Source organism: Kitasatospora sp. NPDC091257, from assembly GCF_044757675.1.
GTDB classification, from domain to species: Bacteria; Actinomycetota; Actinomycetes; order Streptomycetales; family Streptomycetaceae; genus Kitasatospora; species Kitasatospora lactacystinica.
In genome coordinates this window covers 1-19,038 of sequence record NZ_JBIVVI010000021.1, presented here as the reverse complement: position 1 = coordinate 19,038, position 19,038 = coordinate 1, and the positions used below count along the sequence as shown (strand labels likewise).

General features: G+C 72.7%; 13 protein-coding genes. All 13 read right to left on the bottom strand.

Annotated features, from left to right (window positions below; genetic code table 11):
• Positions 1-264: 264 nt before the first annotated feature.
• Positions 265-429 carry a hypothetical protein gene (locus ACIQOV_RS01995; protein ID WP_380554397.1) on the bottom strand — a complete coding sequence of 55 codons (165 nt, stop codon included), beginning with the start codon at positions 427-429 and terminating at the stop codon, positions 265-267.
• Between the two features lie 285 nt (positions 430-714).
• The gene (serA, locus tag ACIQOV_RS01990) at positions 715-2,301 is read right to left on the bottom strand and encodes a phosphoglycerate dehydrogenase (protein WP_401043809.1); all 1,587 of its coding nucleotides are present in this window, start codon (positions 2,299-2,301) and stop codon (positions 715-717) included.
• A 243-nt stretch (positions 2,302-2,544) separates the two neighbouring features.
• Positions 2,545-3,543 (bottom strand): ketol-acid reductoisomerase, encoded by a 999-nt coding sequence (gene ilvC, locus ACIQOV_RS01985; RefSeq protein ID WP_401043804.1) that lies wholly within the window; start codon positions 3,541-3,543, stop codon positions 2,545-2,547.
• A 104-nt stretch (positions 3,544-3,647) separates the two neighbouring features.
• On the bottom strand, positions 3,648-4,172 hold the full coding sequence (ilvN, locus tag ACIQOV_RS01980) for an acetolactate synthase small subunit (RefSeq protein WP_049657946.1): 525 nt from the start codon (positions 4,170-4,172) through the stop codon (positions 3,648-3,650).
• Between the two features lie 37 nt (positions 4,173-4,209).
• Positions 4,210-6,063: an acetolactate synthase large subunit gene (locus ACIQOV_RS01975; RefSeq protein WP_401043802.1), complete on the bottom strand. Its 1,854-nt coding sequence runs from the start codon at positions 6,061-6,063 to the stop codon at positions 4,210-4,212.
• 331 nt (positions 6,064-6,394) lie between these two features.
• A complete protein-coding gene (locus tag ACIQOV_RS01970) occupies positions 6,395-9,346 on the bottom strand; it encodes a putative bifunctional diguanylate cyclase/phosphodiesterase (RefSeq protein WP_401043807.1) in 2,952 nt (983 codons plus the stop codon).
• Between the two features lie 496 nt (positions 9,347-9,842).
• A complete protein-coding gene (locus ACIQOV_RS01965; RefSeq protein WP_401043799.1) occupies positions 9,843-12,884 on the bottom strand; it encodes an AAA family ATPase in 3,042 nt (1,013 codons plus the stop codon).
• A 149-nt stretch (positions 12,885-13,033) separates the two neighbouring features.
• Positions 13,034-13,192, bottom strand: a complete 159-nt coding sequence (locus ACIQOV_RS01960) for a hypothetical protein (RefSeq protein ID WP_158077676.1) — start codon at positions 13,190-13,192, stop codon at positions 13,034-13,036.
• A 238-nt stretch (positions 13,193-13,430) separates the two neighbouring features.
• Positions 13,431-14,936 (bottom strand): Asp-tRNA(Asn)/Glu-tRNA(Gln) amidotransferase subunit GatB, encoded by a 1,506-nt coding sequence (gene gatB / locus ACIQOV_RS01955; protein WP_401043795.1) that lies wholly within the window; start codon positions 14,934-14,936, stop codon positions 13,431-13,433.
• An 84-nt stretch (positions 14,937-15,020) separates the two neighbouring features.
• Complete coding sequence (locus tag ACIQOV_RS01950) at positions 15,021-15,278, bottom strand: hypothetical protein (protein ID WP_359901541.1); 258 nt, start codon at positions 15,276-15,278, stop codon at positions 15,021-15,023.
• Positions 15,275-16,783 (bottom strand): Asp-tRNA(Asn)/Glu-tRNA(Gln) amidotransferase subunit GatA, encoded by a 1,509-nt coding sequence (gene gatA / locus ACIQOV_RS01945; RefSeq protein WP_401043792.1) that lies wholly within the window; start codon positions 16,781-16,783, stop codon positions 15,275-15,277. The genes ACIQOV_RS01950 and gatA overlap by 4 nt, the downstream gene beginning before the upstream one ends.
• 5 nt (positions 16,784-16,788) lie before the next feature.
• A complete protein-coding gene (gene gatC, locus ACIQOV_RS01940; RefSeq protein WP_030057414.1) occupies positions 16,789-17,085 on the bottom strand; it encodes an Asp-tRNA(Asn)/Glu-tRNA(Gln) amidotransferase subunit GatC in 297 nt (98 codons plus the stop codon).
• A 206-nt stretch (positions 17,086-17,291) separates the two neighbouring features.
• Positions 17,292-19,038 (bottom strand): putative bifunctional diguanylate cyclase/phosphodiesterase (locus ACIQOV_RS01935; protein ID WP_401043789.1); only part of this gene is annotated, 1,747 nt, incomplete at its 5' end.

Genomic DNA, 19,038 nt, shown 5'->3' with positions numbered 1-19,038 from the left:
CCCCCGGCAGGGGGACTGATCCGCACTCCGTGTCGCTGACGCCCGCCCACGCGAACGTCGATCACCCCTCCGAGAGCCCCAAATTAGGATGATCGCGCCGATGGGGACGAGCAACTTCCCTCGGACGGAGCGGGGTTGCACTCTACTGGGTGACATCCCGAGCGCCCGTACGGCCCATTCGGCCGATGAACGCCGGCCGGCACCCGGCCCGACGGCGGGGCCGGCCGCCGGACAGCGGCGGCGGTCACCCGAGGGCGGGGCCGGTCAGTGGTGGCCGGTCACGCCGCCGTTGTCCCGGCGGTCCAGCGAGCGCTGCAGGGCGGCCGCCGCGAAGGGGTTCCGCTCGGCGGCCCGGCGGCGGCGCGGGGCACGGACGGGGGCGGTGGCGGGGGCGGACGTGGCGTGACGGTCGGCGGCGGTCGGCGACATACCGGGCTCCTTGGAAGCGGCGCCGCGGAGGGCGGGCGCGAAGAGGGGGAGGGAGCGCGGGAGCAGGGATCGCCTGCTCGTGAAGGCGCACGCGCACACGGGCCGCACACCCTGGCTACAGGGGCGGCACACCGTATGGCCCTTCCACGGTACGGCCGCGCCCCGGCCGTGTCTGCACGAATACTTGGATTTCCTAGTATCTGAGACGGGCGTCACCCGGGAGAACGCAGCAGGGCCCGGACCGCCGTTCGAACGGCGGTCCGGGCCCTGCTGGAGCCGGGAGGGTCAGCCCAGGTCGACCGAGCGCGCGAAGTGGGCGCCGATCTCGGCGGCGATGGCCGACAGCACCTCCTGCGGGATCTCGGTGTCCACGGTGATGGAGGCCAGCGCGTTGCCGCCGTCGCGGGCGACCTGCATGCCGGCGATGTTGATGCCCGCGTCGCCGAGGTGGCGGCCGAGCACGCCGACCACGCCGGGGCGGTCCTCGTACTTGAAGAAGGCCATGTGGTCGGTGAGCGCCACGTCCACGTCGAAGGCGTCCACGCCGACGATCTTCTGGGTCTGCTTGGGGCCGGCCAGCGTGCCGGAGATGGCGATCTCCTCGCCGCCCCCGAGCGTGCCGCGGACGGTGATCACGTTGCGGTGCTCGGGGCTCTCGCTGGAGGTGGTCAGCCGGACCTCGACGCCGCGCTCCTGGGCGAACAGCGGGGCGTTGACGTAGGACACCGTCTCCGCCACCACGTCCTCGAACACGCCCTTCAGGGCGGACAGTTCGAGCACCTTCACGTCGTGCTGGGTGATCTCGCCGCGGACCTCGACGTCGAGGCGGACGGCCACCTCGCCGGCCAGCGCGGTGAAGATCCGGCCGAGCTTCTCGGCGAGCGGCAGGCCCGGGCGGACGTCCTCGGCGATCACGCCGCCCTGGACGTTCACCGCGTCCGGCACCAGCTCGCCGGCCAGCGCGAGGCGCACCGACCTGGCGACCGCGATGCCGGCCTTCTCCTGCGCCTCGTCGGTGGAGGCGCCCAGGTGCGGGGTGGCGACCACGTTGTCGAAGGCGAACAGCGGGGAGTCGGTGCACGGCTCCTTGGCGTACACGTCCAGGCCGGCGCCGGCCACCCGGCCGTCGCGCAGCGCGCTCGCCAGCGCCTCCTCGTCCACGATGCCGCCGCGGGCGGCGTTCACGATGCGGACGGTCGGCTTGACCTTGTGCAGCGCCTCGTCGCCGATCAGGCCGATGGTCTCCGGGGTCTTGGGGAGGTGGACGGTGATGAAGTCCGAGACCTCCAGCAGCTCCTCCAGGGTGACCAGCTTGACGCCCATCTGCGCGGCGCGGGCGGCCTGGATGTAGGGGTCGTACGCGACGATCTTCATCCCGAACGCGGACATCCGCTGGGCGACCAGCACGCCGATCCGGCCGAGGCCGACGACACCGAGGGTCTTCTCGCTCAGCTCGACGCCGGTGTACTTGTTGCGCTTCCACTCGCCCTGCTTGAGCGCGGCGTTGGCCGGCGCGATGTTGCGGGCGACGGAGATCAGCAGACCGCAGGCGAGCTCGGCGGCGGTGACGATGTTGGAGGTCGGCGCGTTGACGACCATCACGCCGGCCTTGGTGGCGGCGGAGACGTCCACGTTGTCCAGGCCGACACCGGCCCGGGCGACCACCTTGAGCTTGCGGGCGACGGCCAGCGCCTCGGCGTCGACCTTGGTGGCGGAGCGGATCAGGATCGCGTCGACGTCGGCGATCGCGGTGAGCAGCTCGGTGCGGTCGGCGCCGTTGCAGTGGCGGATCTCGAAGTCGGGGCCGAGGGCGTCGACGGTGGCGGGCGAGAGCTCTTCGGCGATCAGAACTACGGCGCTTTTGGATGTCACAGTGCTCACGACAGTGGGTCCTTAGCTGTCCGGTTCCCCCGGGCACGTAGGTGGCGTGGAGGGCGGGGGAAGGTGGCATGCCGCGTAGGTAGACGCACGACGCTGTGGGCCTGACGCGCACTCGGAGTGTATCGACGGGCTGGACAGCGGGCCGCTCCCGTCCGGCGAAATCACCCGGACGAGAGCAGCCTACTTGTACAACGAGGTAACAAAACCGGGCCCGGAGAACGGCCCGGAAGGGGGTCAGGCCTTCTCGTTGACCCAGCTCATCAGCGAGCGCAGCTTCTTGCCGGTGGTCTCCAGCAGGTGGTTCTCGTCGGCCTTCTTGTACTCGTTGTACTTGGGCAGACCCGCCTTGTACTCGGCGATCCAGGTGTTGGCGAAGGTGCCGTCCTGGATCTCGGCGAGGACCTTCTTCATCTCGGCCTTGGTGGCGTCGGTGATGATCCGCGGGCCGGTGACGTAGTCGCCCCACTCGGCGGTCTCGGAGACCGACCAGCGCATCTTCTCCAGGCCGCCCTCGTACATCAGGTCGACGATGAGCTTCAGCTCGTGCAGGCACTCGAAGTAGGCGATCTCCGGCTGGTAGCCGGCCTCGACCAGGGTCTCGAAACCGGCCTTCACCAGGGCGGCGGTGCCACCGCAGAGAACGGCCTGCTCGCCGAACAGGTCGGTCTCGGTCTCCTCGGTGAAGGTGGTCTTGATGACGCCGGCCTTGGTGGCGCCCAGGCCCTTGGCGTACGACAGCGCCAGGGCGAAGGCGTTGCCCGAGGCGTCCTGCTCGACCGCGACGATCGCGGGGACGCCGCGGCCCTCCTCGTACTGGCGGCGGACCAGGTGGCCCGGGCCCTTCGGGGCGACCATGCAGACGTCGACGTCCGCCGGGGGCTTGATGAAGCCGAAGCGGATGTTCAGGCCGTGGCCGAAGAACAGGGCGTCGCCGGCCTTCAGGTGCGGGGCGATGTCGGCCTCGTAGACGTCGGCCTGGATCGGGTCCGGCACCAGGATCATGATGACGTCGGCCTCGGCCGCCGCCTCGGCCGGGGTGACGACGCGCAGGCCGGCCTCCTCCGCCTTGGCGCGGGACGTGGACTCCGGCTTCAGGCCGACCCGGACGTCGGCGCCGGAGTCGCGCAGCGACAGCGCGTGGGCGTGGCCCTGGCTTCCGTAGCCGATGACCGCGACCTTGCGGCCCTGGATGATGGACAGGTCGGCGTCGTCTTCGTAGAACAGCTCGGCCACGGGGGCACATCTCCTTGCGTGATGGTTGCCGGGTACGCGGTGCTCACCGTATGCGCACGCGGCGGGGGTTTGGGTCTTTGCGTCAGGGTTTGAGACGGCGCTGTTTACGCGCTGCGGTCCAGGGCGCGCAGCGAGCGGTCCGTGATGGAACGCGCGCCGCGGCCGATGGCGACCAGGCCGGACTGGACCAACTCCTTGATGCCGTAAGGCTCCAGCATCCGGAGCATGGCCTCCAGCTTGTCCGAACTGCCGGTGGCCTCGATGGTCACCGCTTCGGGCGACACGTCGACGGTCTTGGCACGGAACAGCTGGACGATCTCGACGATCTGCGACCGGGTCTCGTTGTCGGCGCGGACCTTCACCAGGACCAGTTCCCGCTGGATCGCAGCGGACTGGTCGAGTTCGACGATCTTTATCACGTTCACGAGCTTGTTGAGCTGCTTGGTGACCTGTTCCAGCGGGAGGTCCTCGACGTTGACCACGATCGTCATCCGGGACACGTCCGGATGCTCGGTCGAGCCGACGGCGAGGGAGTCGATGTTGAAGCCCCGACGGGAGAACAGGGCGGCGATGCGGGCGAGCACGCCGGGCTTGTTCTCGACCAGGACGGAGAGGGTGTGCTTGGACATGGGATTCCTCAGTCGTTCTGGAAACTGCAGGGGCTGGTCAGTCGAGGTCGTCGCCGAAGTCGGGGCGCACGCCCTTGGCGAACTGGATCTCGTCGTTGCTGGTGCCGGCCGCGACCATCGGCCAGACCATGGCGTCCTGGTGGACGATGAAGTCGATGACCACCGGGCGGTCGTTGATCTCCATCGCCTGCTTGATGACCGCGTCGAGGTCCTCGGGGCGCTCGCAGCGCAGGCCGACGCAGCCCATCGCCTCGGACAGCAGGACGAAGTCGGGGATCCGGGTGCCCTGGGCCGGCGGCTCGATGCCGTCGTGGCCGGGGCCGGAGTGCAGCACGGTGTTGGAGTAGCGCTGGTTGTAGAACAGCGTCTGCCACTGCCGGACCATGCCCAGCGAGCCGTTGTTGATGACCGCGACCTTGATCGGGATGTCGTTCAGGGCGCAGGTGACCAGCTCCTGGTTGGTCATCTGGAAGCAGCCGTCGCCGTCGATGGCCCAGACCGCGCTCTCCGGGCGGCCGGCCTTGGCGCCCATCGCCGCGGGAACGGCGTAGCCCATCGTCCCGGCGCCGCCCGAGTTGAGCCAGGTGCCCGGCTTCTCGAACTGGATGAACTGCGAGCTCCACATCTGGTGCTGGCCCACGCCCGCGGCGTAGATCGCCTCGGGGCCGACCAGCCGGCCGATCCGCTCGATGACCTGCTGCGGCGAGAGCTGCCCGTTCGGGGCCGGCTCGTAGCCGAGCGGGTAGGTCTTCTTCCACTCGTCGAGCCGCTCCCACCACTCGGTGTAGTCGCCCCGGTGGCCGGCGTCGAACTCGGCCTGGACGGCGACGATCAGGTCGGCGAGCACCTCGCGGGCGTCGCCGACGATCGGCACGTCCGCCGGGCGGTTCTTGCCGATCTCGGCCGGGTCGATGTCCGCGTGGACGACCTTGGCGCCGGGGGCGAAGCCGTCCAGCTTGCCGGTGACGCGGTCGTCGAAGCGGGCACCGAGGGTGAACAGCAGGTCCGCCTTCTGGAGCGCGGTGACGGCCGGGACGGAGCCGTGCATGCCGGGCATGCCCAGGTGCTGGGGGTGGCTGTCCGGGAAGGCGCCGAGCGCCATCAGGGTGGTGACCACCGGGGCGCCGGTCAGCTCGGCGAGGATCCGCAGCTCGGCGGTGGCCTGCGCCTTGAGCACGCCGCCGCCGACGTACAGCACCGGACGCTTGGCGCCGACCAGCATCTTCGCGGCCTCGCGGATCTGCTTGGCGTGCGGCTTGGTCACCGGGCGGTAGCCGGGCAGCGCGGTCTCGACCGGCCAGCGGAAGGTGGTGGTCGCCTGGAGCGCGTCCTTGGCGATGTCGACCAGGACCGGGCCGGGGCGGCCGGTGGCGGCGATGTGGAAGGCCTCCGCGATCACCCGGGGGATCTCGGCCGGGTCGGTGACCAGGTAGTTGTGCTTGGTGATCGGCATCGTGATGCCGCAGATGTCCGCCTCCTGGAAGGCGTCGGTGCCGATCGCCTTGGAGGAGACCTGGCCGGTGATCGCGACGACCGGCACCGAGTCCATGTAGGCGTCGGCGATCGGGGTGACCAGGTTGGTCGCGCCCGGGCCGGAGGTCGCCATGCAGACCCCGACCCGGCCGGTGGCCTGGGCGTAGCCGGTGGCGGCGTGACCGGCGCCCTGCTCGTGGCGGACCAGGATGTGGCGCACCTTGACGGAGTCCATCAGGGGGTCGTACGCGGGAAGGATGGCCCCGCCCGGAATGCCGAAGACGGTGTCCGCGCCCACGGCCTCCAGGGAACGGATGAGCGACTGGGCGCCGGTCATGGTCTCGACGACGTGCTGGGGAGCGGGAGCGTTGGCGGCCGGGTTGTCCCCGCGGCGGGGGGATGCGGCGTGCTCAGTCATCTGCCTGTCTCTTCTCGGGATTTGCCGACCAGGTGCTGCGGGCCCCGGTGCTGCGAGGGTGGGGTCCCGGTCCGGGCCGAGCGCCGGCTCTGCCTCAATCGTCCCGCTCGATCCGACAAGTCGGACATGCTCGGGCGGCCGAGGCCAGGGGTCTTGCGGAGGTGGAACAGCGTCAGTGCAACAAAAAACCCCTCGTGCCCAAGGGCATGCGAGGGGTGGCGCGTCGGTCTGTCACGAGCAGGGCGTACGAGCCCACTCAGCCGACGCGCCCGCCAAGTACGAGAATTCGGGTGCGCATGGCAACGACCTTCCTCCCGTCCGGGGCGGCATGTCAAGCAGGTGGGACGACCGTCTCGCCATGCGGACCCCCCGGCGGACCAGTGACGGCACGGTGTTCGGGCAGGTCAGAGCCGCCATGGTGATGTGCGCCACGTCCCGGCGCGGCGTCCGTGCGGCCGCTCGTGCGGCCACTCGTCCGGGTGTCGTCGGCGGCGGGAGGGTACGCGCGGCGGGCCGGGACCGGGCCCGCCGGCGCGGGCAGCGGGTAGCCGCGGCGGGCCAGCGCCCGGCGCAGCCGGGGCTCGTCCAGCGGCGGGGCGAAGGCCGAGCCCTGGGCCTGCCCGCAGCCCAGCTCCTGCAGCGCGGAGACCTGGCGGGGCAGGTCCACCCCCTCGGCGGCGGTGGCCATCCCGAGGTCGCGGCCGAGCCGCAGCACGTGCCCGGCCAGGGTGCGGCTGAGCGCGGACTCGCCGAGGTCCTGGACGAGCGTGCGGTCCAGCTTGAGCCCGTCCAGCGGCAGCCGGGCGAGGGCGCCGAGCGAGCCGCCGCCGGCGCCGTACCCGGCCAGCCAGGTGGAGACGCCCAGCCCGCGCAGGGCGGAGAGCCGGCGGCCGAGCTCGTCGGCGAGCGAGTCCGGGCCCATCCGGGCCACCTCGATCACCAGCTCGTCGGCCGGCAGCCCGCTGTCGCGCAGCGCCGCGGCCACCGTCTCGTACAGGCCGGGCGAGCAGAGCCGTTCCACGGAGAGCCGGACGGCCACCGGGACGGGCTCCGGCGCGCCGCGGCCCCGGCCCGGCAGGGTGCGCCGCTCGACGGCCGCGCTGACCGCCTCCAGGACCAGCCAGCGGGAGAACCGGGTGGCCGCGTCGCCGTGCTCGCTCGAACGCAGGAACTCGGCCGGGGTGAGCAGCAGGCCGCCCACCGAGCGCCAGCGGGCCTGCGCCTCGACGCCGGTCACCGCGCCGCTGCGCAGGTCCACCACGGGCTGGTGGAGCAGCGTGAAACCGCCCTCCCTCACCGCCATCCGCAGCCGTTCCTCCAGTTCGGTGCGGCGCTCCAGGTCGGCCCGCATCGCGGGGGTGTAGAGCACCACCCGGCCCTTGCCCTCGGACTTGGCCCGGTACATCGCGAGGTCGGCGTTGCGCATCAGCTCGTCGGCGGCGACCCTGGGGTCGGCCGCCGGGCCGCGCTCGGGGGTGCCGAAGGCGATGCCGATGCTGGCGGCGACGCCGAGTTCGGCACCGCCGATCCAGTACGGCTCGGAGAGCGCGAGGCGCAGCCGCTCGGCCAGCTCCTGGACCTGGAGGCGGCCGAGCGGGCCGCAGACCAGCGCGGCGAACTCGTCGCCGCCGAACCGGGCGACGGTGTCCCCGCAGCGGACGGCGCTCTGGAGCCGGCGGGCGGCCTGCACCAGCAGTTCGTCGCCGACCTGGTGCCCGGCGGTGTCGTTGACCGCCTTGAAGCCGTCCAGGTCGAGGAAGAGCACCGCGATCCCGGCGCCCGTCCCGCCCTGCTGGCCGCGGGCGCCGAGGGCGGCCCGCAGCCGCTGGGTGAACAGCGCCCGGTTGGGCAGGTCGGTGAGCGGGTCGTGGAAGGCGTTGTGCTGCAACTGGGCCTGGAGCATGACGCGTTCGGTGACGTCCCGGCTGTTGAGCAGCAGGCCGTCGCGATGTCTGCTGACGGTGGACTCGACGTGCAGCCACTCGCCGGCGCCGGAGCTGATCCGGCACTCGACCCGGGCGGAGAGCTCGGCGCCGCCGGGGCTGCGGTGGGTGGTGAGCCGGACCCTGGCGAGGTAGCGGCGGACCTCGGCGAGCACCCGGCCGACGTCCTCGGGGTGGACCAGGTCCAGCAGGTTGCCGCCGACCAGCTGCTCCGGGTCCCGGCCGTAGACGCCGAGCGCGGCCGGGGAGACGTAGGAGAGCACGCCGTTGGCGCCGGCGATCATGATGACGTCGCTGGAGCCCTGCACCAGGGAGCGGAAGTGCGCCTCCTTGTGGGCGAGTTCCTGGGCCAGCGACAGGTTGTCCAGGAGCATCACGCCCTGCCGGAGGATCAGCGCCAGCCCGACGGTGCAGGCCGCCGCGGCCACCACGCGGTCCAACTCCCGTCCGCCGAGGGCGTTGTAGAGGATTCCGGCGGTGCAGACCGCGGCGGCCGCGTACGGGGTCAGCGCGCTGAAGGTGGTGGCCACCCGGCGGTGCGGCAGGCCGCCGGCCGAGGGGTGCTCGCGCAGCGGGCGGCGCCAGCGCGGCGACCACGGCGCCCAGGCCAGCAGCAGGCTGCCGGCGAACCAGCCGGCGTCCAGCAGTTCGCCCGAGTGGTAGTTGCTGCGCAGTTCCGGGGAGGTGAACAGGGCGTCGCAGGTGACGGTGACGGCGAGCGCCACCATCGCCGTGTGCACCGCCGCCCGGTTGCCGTCCCGTCCGCCGAAGCGCAGCCCGACCACCAGGCTGACCAGCAGGATGTCCAGCACCGGGTAGGCCAGGTTGAGGGCCAGGCGCAGCGGTGAGCCGTCCTCGCCGGCCGCGATCCGGCCGAGTGCCAGGCTCCAGCTGAGGGTGAACAGCGAGCCGGCGATCAGCCAGCCGTCGAGCAGCAGGCAGAGCCAGCCGGCCGCCGTGCGCGGGTGCTGGGCGAGCACCAGGACGCCGGTGATGGCGAGCGGGGCGAAGAGCAGGAAGGCGTACTCGGCGAGCGAGTCCCGGGGCAGCGCGGTGCGCACGACCAGCTCGTACCAGCCCCAGGTGCCGTTGCCGAAGGCGACCATGAGCGAGGAGAGGCCGAACAGCAGCCAGGCCGGCCGGGCGTGCCCGCCGATCGTGCAGCCGTACACCAGACAGGACAGCGCGGCCGCCAGGGCCGCCGCGGCCAGTCCGAAGTCGCCCATGAAGACGGACAGTTGGTGTGATCCCCAGCCGGCGGCGGCGCCCGCGGCGTAGGCCAGGCAGAGTGCGCCCAGGACGAACCCGGGCAGGGTGCGGCTGGCCCGGAGCCGGCACAGCGGGCTGCGGCGGGCGGGCGCGGGCACGTCGGCGGCGGACGTGTCGGTGTGCGGTGCCTCCGGCCGTCCGGTTCCGGGCAGCACCGTTTCGGTGGAGCTCACTCGGCCTCTCCCCCTCCGGCCCGGGGCCTCGCGCCCCGGCCACGGACCACCGGCCGCGCACCTCTCGGACGTACGCGGTGGCCTGGCGCCCCGTCAGGACGGTGGCCCAGGGGGTGGGCGGCCTGCCGGTCGCCGCACCGTACCGATGCTCCCAAAATGGACCCTACACCAATCCCGTCACTCAATGACACGCACACTCAACTTAGAGTAATGGCGAAAGGGTGGGGAAATGCCCCCGATTCCTACGGATCGGCCCGGTTGGCGGCGGCGCGCGGGCGGGGGCTCACGCGGCGCGCACGGGAGCACGCGGCGGCGCCCGAACACCGGTTCCAGGACGGACGAACGGCGGCCCCGGACCGGTCGGAACCGGTCCGGGGCCGCCGTGGGGCCCTGCTCAGCGGCCCGAGGAGGCCAGATCGTCCGGGAACAGCCGCAGCCGGTGCGCCAGTGCGGCCGCCTCGCCCCGGCCGCCGACCGCGAGCTTGCCGAGGATGTTGGAGACGTGCACGCTCGCGGTCTTCGGAGAGATGTACAGCTCCTCGGCGATCTGCCGGTTGGTCCAGCCGCGCGCGAGCAGGCGGAGCACGTCCCGCTCACGGGGGGTGAGGTTGAAGGAGTCCCCGGCGGCCTGGGCCGGCACCGCGGCCGACCGCTCGGCCGGGGCGAGGCTCAGCCCGGCCCGCTCGGCCAGCGCGGCGATCTGCCCGCCGAGCAGCCGGTCGTCCCGGACGGCCGCCAGTTCGGCCGCCTCGCGCAGCAGTTCGGCGCCGGCCTCGCGCCGGCCGGCCTGCACCTCGGCCTCGCCGGCCCGCAGCAGGGCCTGTGCCAGCGGGTACGGCAGGCCGGTCGGCCGCAGCGCCTCGACCGCGGCGGCCCAGACCTCCGGAGTGTCCGCCCCCTCGGCGCGGGCCAGTTCGGCCTCCAGCAGCCGGGCCCAGCCGTGGTGCAGCGGGGCCCGGGGACGCAGCTCGGCGGCGGCCGCCGCGATCGCGGCCAGCGCCCCCGGCCGGCCCGCCCCGGCCTGCGGCAGGCCCCGGCTGTCCGCCTCCACCGTCGCGGCCTCGGCCAGCAGCGGGTAGACGTCGGACTCGTGACCGAGCCGGCCGTCCTCCTCCAGCACGGCGAGCGCTTCGGCCCGGGCCTCCAGCGGCCGGCCGCCGAGCGCCGCGAGCCGCACCGCCAGCCGGCTGATCGGCACGCTGTGCTGGACCTGGCCGACCCGGTTGGCCGCCCGGGCCTGCGCCAGCATGGTCCCCGCGGTGGCCAGGTCCCCCTTGAGCAGGGCGAGTTCGCCGCGCATCCGGTCCAGGAACTCGGCGTGGGTGCCGGTCGGGCTGGCCGCCTCGTAGCCGGCCAGCACCTCGGCGGCCTCCCGGACCCGCCCGAGGTCGGTCAGCGCCTCGACCAGGTTGCCGGTCAGGATGGCGCCGATGTTGCGCAGCAGGCCGTTGCCGTCCGCGAACTCCAGGCCCTCCCGGGCCAGTCGGACCGCGTCCTCGGGGTGTCCCAGTCCGCGCTGCATGCTGGCCAGGTTGTTGATGCCGCGCAGCAGCAGGTCGGGCACGCCCAGCCGGCGGGCCCGTTCGACCGCCCCGGCGAGCTCGGCGAGCCCGCCCTCGGCGTCGCCGTGCACGTCGTAGCGCAGGCCGCCGAGGGTCATCCGGGCGTGCACCTCGACCGAGTGGGCGCCCACCTCCTCGGCGATCCGGATCGCCCGCTCGGCCAGCTCGATCGCCTCCGCGGTCGGCTTCTTGAGCATCGCCGTCCCGGCGCCGAGCGCGAGCACCTCGGCCTGGACCGCGGTCGGCGGCAGGTGCTCCACCAGCCGCAGCGCGTTCGCGATCTCCTCCTCGTCGCCGGAGCGGCGCAGGCTGCCCAGCATCCGGGCCCGGTTGATCCGGAACCAGGCCGCGCGCACCGGGTGCTCCGCCTCGTCGACCAGCCGCAGCCCGCGCTTGGCCAGGCTCAGGCCGCGCTCCCGGTCGCCGCAGCGCCGGGCCGCGACCACCGCCTCGGCCAGCACGTCGACCAGCTGGATCCGGTCGCAGTCCTCGTCCGCGGCGCTGTGGTCGCAGGAGCCCGGCGGGTAGGTCTCGGCCCAGTCGTACGGGCGCAGGGTGTGCGCCAGCACCTCCTCGGAGACCAGGTCCCACAGCTCCAGGGCCCGTTCCAGCATCCCGAGCTGCTCGGCGAAGGCGTTGCGGCGGCGGGCCGCGCGGGCGGCGTCCAGGGCCGTCGGCAGGGCGCGGGCCGGATCGTGCGCGTGGTACCAGTAGTTGGCCAGCCGGGCGGCCAGCGCGTCGCCCGGGACGAGCTGCGGCTGGGCCTCCACGACGAGCGCGAACTTGCGGTTGATCCGGTGCCGTTCGCCGGGCAGCAGGTCGTCCGAGACCGCCTCGCGGACCAGCGCGTGGCGGAACCGGTAGCCCTCGCCCTCGCTGTCCGGACGCAGGATGTTGGCGCCGACGGCCGCCCGCAGCGCCTCGATCAGCGCCTCCTCGTCGTCGTCCAGGACGGCGGCCAGCAGGGCGTGTTCGACGTGCGAGCCGCCCTCGGCGGCGATCCGCACCACCCGCTGGGCCTCCTCGTCCAGGCCCTCGACCCGCACCAGCAGGATGTCCCGCAGCGAGTCGGTCAGCCCGGCTCCGCAGCCGTCCTCGAAGGCGGTGGCCAGCTCCTCGACGAAGAACGGGTTCCCCTCCGAGCGGCGGTGGATGCGGTCCACCAGCTGGCGGTCGGGGACGGTGGTGCCGAGGATGCCGGCCAGCTGGGCGGCCACCTCGCGGCGGTCGAACCGCGCCAGCTCCAGCCGCTGGACGGTGCGCAGCCGTTCGAGCTCGGCGAGGAAGGGGCGCAGCGGGTGCCGGCGGTGCAGGTCGTCGGTGCGGTAGGTGGCGACCAGCAGCACCCGGGACCGGTGCAGGGTGCGCACCAGGAAGGCGAGCAGCTCACGGGTGGAGCGGTCGGACCAGTGCAGGTCCTCGACGGCGAGGACGAGGGTACGCTCCGCGCCGAGCCGCTCGAACAGCCTCGCGGTGTGCTCGAACAGCCGGGCCCGGCTGTACTCGTCGTTGGGTTCGCCGTCCACCTCGCCGAACTCGGAGAGCAGCAGGGCGAGGTGGCTCTCGCTGCCGGCCGCGGCGGCCTCCAGTTCGGGGCCCAGCGAGCGGTGCAGCCGGCGCAGCGCGGCGGCCAGCGGCGCGTACGGCAGGCCCTCGGCGCCGACCTCCAGACAACTGCCGAGCGAGGTGACCGCCCCGCGGGCGGCCGCCCGCTCCAGGAACTCCTCCAGCAGCCGGGTCTTGCCGACCCCCGCCTCCCCGCCGATCAGGATGGCCTGCGGGCTGCCGGTGCCGGCGCGGCGCAGCGCGTCGGTCAGCTCGGTGATCTCGCTGCCGCGGCCGACGAAGACGGGGCTGACCGATGTCTGCTGCATGGAGGCGAGCATGCCATAGCCGGTGGGGCCCGGCCGAGGGGTTATCTCCCCTGGCGAACGGGTCGAAGGACCCGAATGCCCGGAGGGGGAGACGCTGGTGAGCGTCTCCCCCTCCGGAGCTCCTTCGGCACCGCCGTGGTGCCGCACCGTCAGCATTCGGGCCGACGCACGGGGCGCCGCTGGAAGCGGGCGGCCACCGGACGCTGCCGCAGTCGGCGGGCCTCCTTGGCCTCGCGCACCAGGCGCTCGTGCTCGGCGCGGGCCACGAGCTCGTGGGCCTGTTGCTGGAAGGTCTGGTACTCGATCATTTCCGGTTCCCCCTCGGGTTTTCCACTCCGTCTTGCTGACAGGTAAGAGCTTCCTCCGCCAGTGGGGGGTGCCGCATCGGGAGCGTGCCGCATCTTCCGGGGCCCGGATGCCTTAGATCGGTCGCCAAAAACGGTTTAAGGCCCCGCCTCACCCAGATACATAGGTGAGACGGGGCCTTAGGCCTTACTTAGAGGGCCTTAGATGCCTTAGATGCCTTAGGAAGGCAGGGTCCATAGCCTAGGCCGCACCCAGCTTCTCCAAGATCAGGTCCTTCACGCGGGCGGCGTCGGCCTGGCCGCGGGTGGCCTTCATGACCGCGCCGACCAGCGCGCCCACGGCCTGGACCTTGCCGTCGCGGATCTTGGCGGCGATCGCCTCGTTCTCGGCGATGGCCTGGTCCACGGCGGCACCCAGCGCGGAGTCGTCCGAGACCACGGCCAGGCCGCGCTTCTCGACGATCTCGTCCGGCTCGCCCTCGCCGGCCAGCACGCCCTCGATGACCTGGCGGGCCAGCTTGTCGTTGAGCTTGCCCTCGGCGACCAGCGCGGCGACCCGGGCGACCTGCGCCGGGGTGATCGGCTGCTCGCTCAGCTCGGTGCCGGTCTCGTTGGCGCGACGGGCCAGCTCGCCCATCCACCACTTGCGGGCCTGGTCGGCCGGGGCACCGGCCGCGATGGTCTCCTGGATCGGCCTCACCGCACCGGCGTTGAGCACCGACTGCATGTCCTTGTCGGACAGGCCCCACTCCGCCTGCAGCCGGGCACGGCGCACCCGCGGCAGCTCGGGCAGACCGGCGCGCAGCTCCTCGACCCACTCGCGGGCGGGGGCCACCGGCACCAGGTCCGGCTCGGGGAAGTAGCGGTAGTCCTCGGCGTTGTCCTTGATCCGGCCCGAGGTGGTGGAGCCGTTCTCCTCGTGGAAGTGGCGGGTCTCCTGGACGATGGTGCCGCCGTCGGTCAGCACGGTGGCGTGCCGCTGGATCTCGAACCGGGCGGCCCGCTCCACGCTGCGCAGCGAGTTGACGTTCTTGGTCTCCGAGCGGGTGCCGAAGGTCTCGGTGCCGTTCGGGCGCAGCGACAGGTTGACGTCGCAGCGCATCTGGCCCTTGTCCATCCGGGCCTCGGAGACGTCGAGCGAACGGATCACCTCGCGCAGCTCGGCGACGTACGCCTTGGCGACCTCGGGGGCGCGCTCGCCGGCGCCGACGATCGGCTTGGTGACGATCTCGATCAGCGGGATGCCGGCCCGGTTGTAGTCGAGCAGCGAGTGGGTGGCGCCGTGGATGCGACCGGTGGCCCCGCCGACGTGGCTGGACTTGCCGGTGTCCTCCTCCATGTGGGCGCGCTCGATCTCCACCCGGAAGGTCGAGCCGTCCTCCAGCTGCACGTCGAGGTAGCCGTTGAAGGCGATCGGCTCGTCGTACTGCGAGGTCTGGAAGTTCTTGGGCATGTCCGGGTAGAAGTAGTTCTTCCGCGCGAACCGGCACCACTCGGCGATCTCGCAGTTCAGCGCCAGGCCGATCTTGACGGCCGACTCCACGCCGACCGCGTTGACCACCGGCAGCGAACCCGGCAGGCCCAGGCAGGTCGGGCAGGTCTGGCTGTTCGGCTCGGCACCCAGCTCGGTCGAGCAACCGCAGAACATCTTGGTCTTGGTGCCCAGCTCGACGTGGACCTCAAGGCCCATCACCGGGTCGTACGACGCGAGAGCGTCCTCGTAGGAGACCAGGTTCATGACGCTCACAGCGTCCCTTCTCACTTGAAGCTTGGGAGGTACGGGCCCGGCCACCGCGTCGCGCGGGGGCCGGGCCAGGGCGCTTAGCTCAGCTCAGCCCAGCAGCACGTCGTCGGAGCCCAGCCGGCGCAGCTCGCGCACCAGCAGGGCGGTGCCGGTGACCAGCGCGGCGGCGCCGACCAGGGCGTTGACCAGCTTGAGGGTGTCGCTCTCCTCGCGGGCCTTGCGGACGTCCTTGGCCACGGAGATCGCACCGAACGCGCTGGTGCCGATGGACAGCCACAGACCGGGCTTGGAGTGCTTGAAGCCCTTCAGGGAGCCGGAGCCCTTGGTCTTCTCGATCTTGCTCACAGTGCCGGTGCCTCCTCCAGCAGGGTGTGCCCCCACTTGTCGTTGAGTGCGGCCTCGACGGCGCCGCCCACGCGGTACAGGCGGTCGTCCGCCATCGCGGGTGCGATGATCTGGAGGCCGACCGGGAGATTGTCCTCCGGGGCCAGGCCGACCGGCAGCGACATGGCCGCGTTGCCCGCCAGGTTCGACGGAATCGTGCACAGGTCGGCCAGGTACATCGCCATCGGGTCGTCGGCGCGCTCGCCGATCGGGAAGGCGGTGGTCGGCGTGGTCGGCGAGACCAGGACGTCCACGCCCGCGAAGGCCGCGTCGAAGTCGCGCGAGATGAGCGTGCGGACCTTCTGGGCCGAGCCGTAGTAGGCGTCGTAGTAGCCCGAGGACAGCGCGTAGGTGCCCAGGATGATGCGGCGCTTGACCTCGTCGCCGAAGCCGGCCTCGCGGGTCAGCGCGGTGACCTCCTCGGCCGAGCGCGAGCCGTCGTCGCCGACCCGCAGGCCGTAGCGCATCGCGTCGAAGCGGGCCAGGTTGGAGGAGCACTCCGACGGCGCGATCAGGTAGTACGCCGGCAGCGCCAGGGTGAAGGACGGGCAGGAGACCTCGACGACCTCGGCGCCCAGCTCGCGCAGCAGCTCCACCGACTCGTTGAAGCGCTGCATCACGCCGGCCTGGTAGCCCTCGCCGGCGAACTCCTTGACGACGCCGATCCGCATGCCGCGGATGTCGCGCATCCGCGCTGCCTCGACCACGGCCGGCACCGGCGCGTCGATCGAGGTGGAGTCCAGCGGGTCGTGCCCGGCGATGGCCTCGTGCAGCAGGGCCGCGTCCAGCACGGTGCGGGCGCACGGACCGCCCTGGTCCAGGCTGCTGGAGAACGCGACCAGGCCGTAGCGGGACACCGAGCCGTAGGTCGGCTTGACGCCGACGGTGCCGGTGACGGCGCCGGGCTGGCGGATCGAGCCGCCGGTGTCGGTGCCGATCGCCAGCGGGGCCTCGAAGGCGGCCAGCGCGGCGGCCGAACCGCCGCCGGAGCCGCCGGGGATGCGGGAGAGGTCCCACGGGTTGCCGGTCACGCCGTACGCGGAGTTCTCGGTGGAGGAGCCCATCGCGAACTCGTCCATGTTGGTCTTGCCGAGGATGACCACGCCGGCGTCCTTGAGACGGCTGGTCAGCGTGGCGTCGTACGGCGGGATCCAGCCTTCGAGCATCTTCGAGCCACAGGTGGTCGGGATGCCCTTGGTGGTGAAGACGTCCTTGAGCGCGAGCGGGACGCCGGCCAGCGGGCCCAGCTCCTCGCCCTTGGCGCGCTTCTCGTCGACGGCCCTGGCCGCGGCCAGCGCGCCCTCGGTGTCGACGTGCAGGAAGGCGTTGACCTTCTTGTCGACGGCGTCGATGCGGTCCAGATGGGCCTGCGCGACCTCGACGGCGGACACCTCGCCCTTGGCGATGGCGCCCGCGGTCTCGGCGGCGGTCCACTTGATGATGGGAGTGGGAATCAGCTCGGTCATCTCGGTCAGTCCTCCCCGAGGATCTGCGGCACACGGAAACGCTGCTCCTCGGCGGCGGGGGCGCCGGACAGCGCCTGCTCCGGGGTGAGCGACGGCCGGACCTCGTCCGCACGCATGACGTTGGTCAGCGGCAGCGGGTGGGAGGTCGGCGGGACGTCCTGTCCGGCGACCTCGGAAACGCGGGCGACCGCGCCGATGATCACGTCGAGCTGCTCGGCGAAGTGGTCCAGCTCTTCGGGCTTCAGCTCAAGACGCGACAGCCGGGCGAGGTGGGCGACCTCCTCGCGCGTGATGCCAGGCATGCAGCGATCCTCAGGGTGAGTTCTGGTGAGACCCGGCTGTGCCTTGCGGGCGGTGCCGGGCCCGGGCAGGAGCAGCCGGTTCCGGCGCTCCGTCCTCGTGGTCTTTGGACCCCATCCTATGGGGCCCGTCCCCCGCCCCGGCCAACGAGTGAGCCGCGGCGCCCGTCACCGGCCCTCCCCGGGGCCGGACCGCGACCTCCGGCGGGCTACTGCGGCCGGGTGCGGGCCCAGCCCTGCGGTTTGATCTCCCGGTGCGCGGCCTGCACCACCTGGGCCACCGGCGGCAGCGTGGGCGGGATGACCGGCGGCCGGACCGGCGGGAGTGTCGGCGGCAGCACCGGCGGTCTGGCCGGCGGGGCGATCGGCTTGGCGTTCGGGACCGACGGGAAGCCCGCGGGCAGCTGGGGCGGCAGGCCGAGCCGCTCCACCGGCGGGGCGCCGGTGCGGTGCACCCGCAGCCAGGCGGTGGCCTGCTCGGCCGGCAGCGCGGCCGACACCAGCCAGCCCTGGACGGCGTCCACGCCCATGCAGTGCAGCCGCTCCCAGGTCTCGTCGTCCTCGACGCCCTCGGCGACCACGGTCAGGCCCAGCGAGTGGGCGAGCTCCACCGAGCAGCGGACCACCGCCGCGTCGTGGTCGTCGGCGACCATCCGGGAGACGAAGGAGCGGTCGATCTTCAGCTCGCCGACCGGCAGGCTGCGCAGCCGCACCAGCGAGGAGTGCCCGGTGCCGAAGTCGTCCAGGGACATCCCGACGCCGTAGCCGCGCAGCTCGGCCAGGGTGTCGGCGGCCCGCCGGGAGTCGTCCAGCAGCAGCCGCTCGGTGATCTCCAGCTGGAGCGCGTGGGCCGGCACCTGGTGGCGCACGAGGTGGCCGGCGACCCGCTGGGCGAAGCCGGGGTTGAGCACGTCGCGCGGCGAGACGTTGACCGCGACCTGCACCTGGAGGCCCTGGTCGCGCCAGTACGCGAGCTGGCCGACGGCCGCCTCCAGCACGTAGTCGGTGAGCCGGGGCATCAGGCCGCTGGATTCGGCGAGCCCGACGAACTCGTCCGGCGGGACCTTCCCCTGGCCGGGGCGCTCCCAGCGCAGCAGGGCCTCCAGGCCGACCACCCGGCCGTCGAAGGCCACCTTCGGCTGGTAGTGCAGCTGCACCTCGCCGGTCTCCAGTGCCCGGCGCAGGTCCCCCAACAGCCCGATCCGGTACGGCGTGTCGGCGTCCTGGGTCTCGTCGTACTGGGCGACGCCGCAGTGTCCGCGCTGGGCGTGGCCCATCGCGACGTCGGCCCGGCGCAGCAGGGCCTCGGCGTCCTGGGCGTGCTGCGGGTAGACGCAGACGCCGCCGCTGGCCTCCAGGACGAGCAGCAGCCCGTCCAGCCGGATCGGGGCGGCCAGTTCGGCGATCAGCGCCTTGGCGACCCGCTCCAGGCTGTCCGGGCAGTTGATGCCGGGCAGCAGGACGGCGAACTCGTCGCCGCCCATCCGGGCCACCATCGGGCGGCCTCGGCGGTAGTGCCGGGGCAGGCCGGCGAAGACGTCGTCGATGGACTCCCGGGTGGCGCTGCCGGCCGGTCCGCCGGAGCGCAGGGCCCGGTGCAGTCGGCGGGCGATGTGAACCAGCAGTCGGTCACCGGCCGTATGACCTAGTGTGTCGTTGAGTGATCGGAAGCGATCGAGGTCGAGCAGGATGAGACCGACGCTGTAGCCCTGACCACACTCCGCGATCGCCTCCTGGGCAGCCAAAAGCAGGGCCTGACGGTTGGGCAGATCCGTCAGCGGGTCGGTCAGTTGGTCGCGGGCGCGGTCCCGGGCGATCCGCCAGGCCGCCACCAGCACCGCCAGGGGCACGGCGAACAGCGGCAGCAACTCGGGTTCGTACCGGTAGACCAGGACGGCCAGCGGGATGAGCGGCGCGGCTCCGGCCAGCAGCACGCCGAGCAGCAGGACCGCACCC

Bases quoted from the DNA above. Each gene is read 5' to 3' on its own strand.
- ACIQOV_RS01995 (WP_380554397.1), bottom strand. From the start codon at position 429: ATGTCGCCGACCGCCGCCGACCGTCACGCCACGTCCGCCCCCGCCACC.
- ilvN (WP_049657946.1), bottom strand. From the start codon at position 4,172: ATGTCCAAGCACACCCTCTCCGTCCTGGTCGAGAACAAGCCCGGCGTG.
- ACIQOV_RS01975 (WP_401043802.1), bottom strand. From the start codon at position 6,063: ATGACTGAGCACGCCGCATCCCCCCGCCGCGGGGACAACCCGGCCGCC.
- ACIQOV_RS01965 (WP_401043799.1), bottom strand. From the start codon at position 12,884: ATGCAGCAGACATCGGTCAGCCCCGTCTTCGTCGGCCGCGGCAGCGAG.
- ACIQOV_RS01960 (WP_158077676.1), bottom strand. From the start codon at position 13,192: ATGATCGAGTACCAGACCTTCCAGCAACAGGCCCACGAGCTCGTGGCC.
- gatA (WP_401043792.1), bottom strand. From the start codon at position 16,783: ATGACCGAGCTGATTCCCACTCCCATCATCAAGTGGACCGCCGCCGAG.
- gatC (WP_030057414.1), bottom strand. From the start codon at position 17,085: ATGCCTGGCATCACGCGCGAGGAGGTCGCCCACCTCGCCCGGCTGTCG.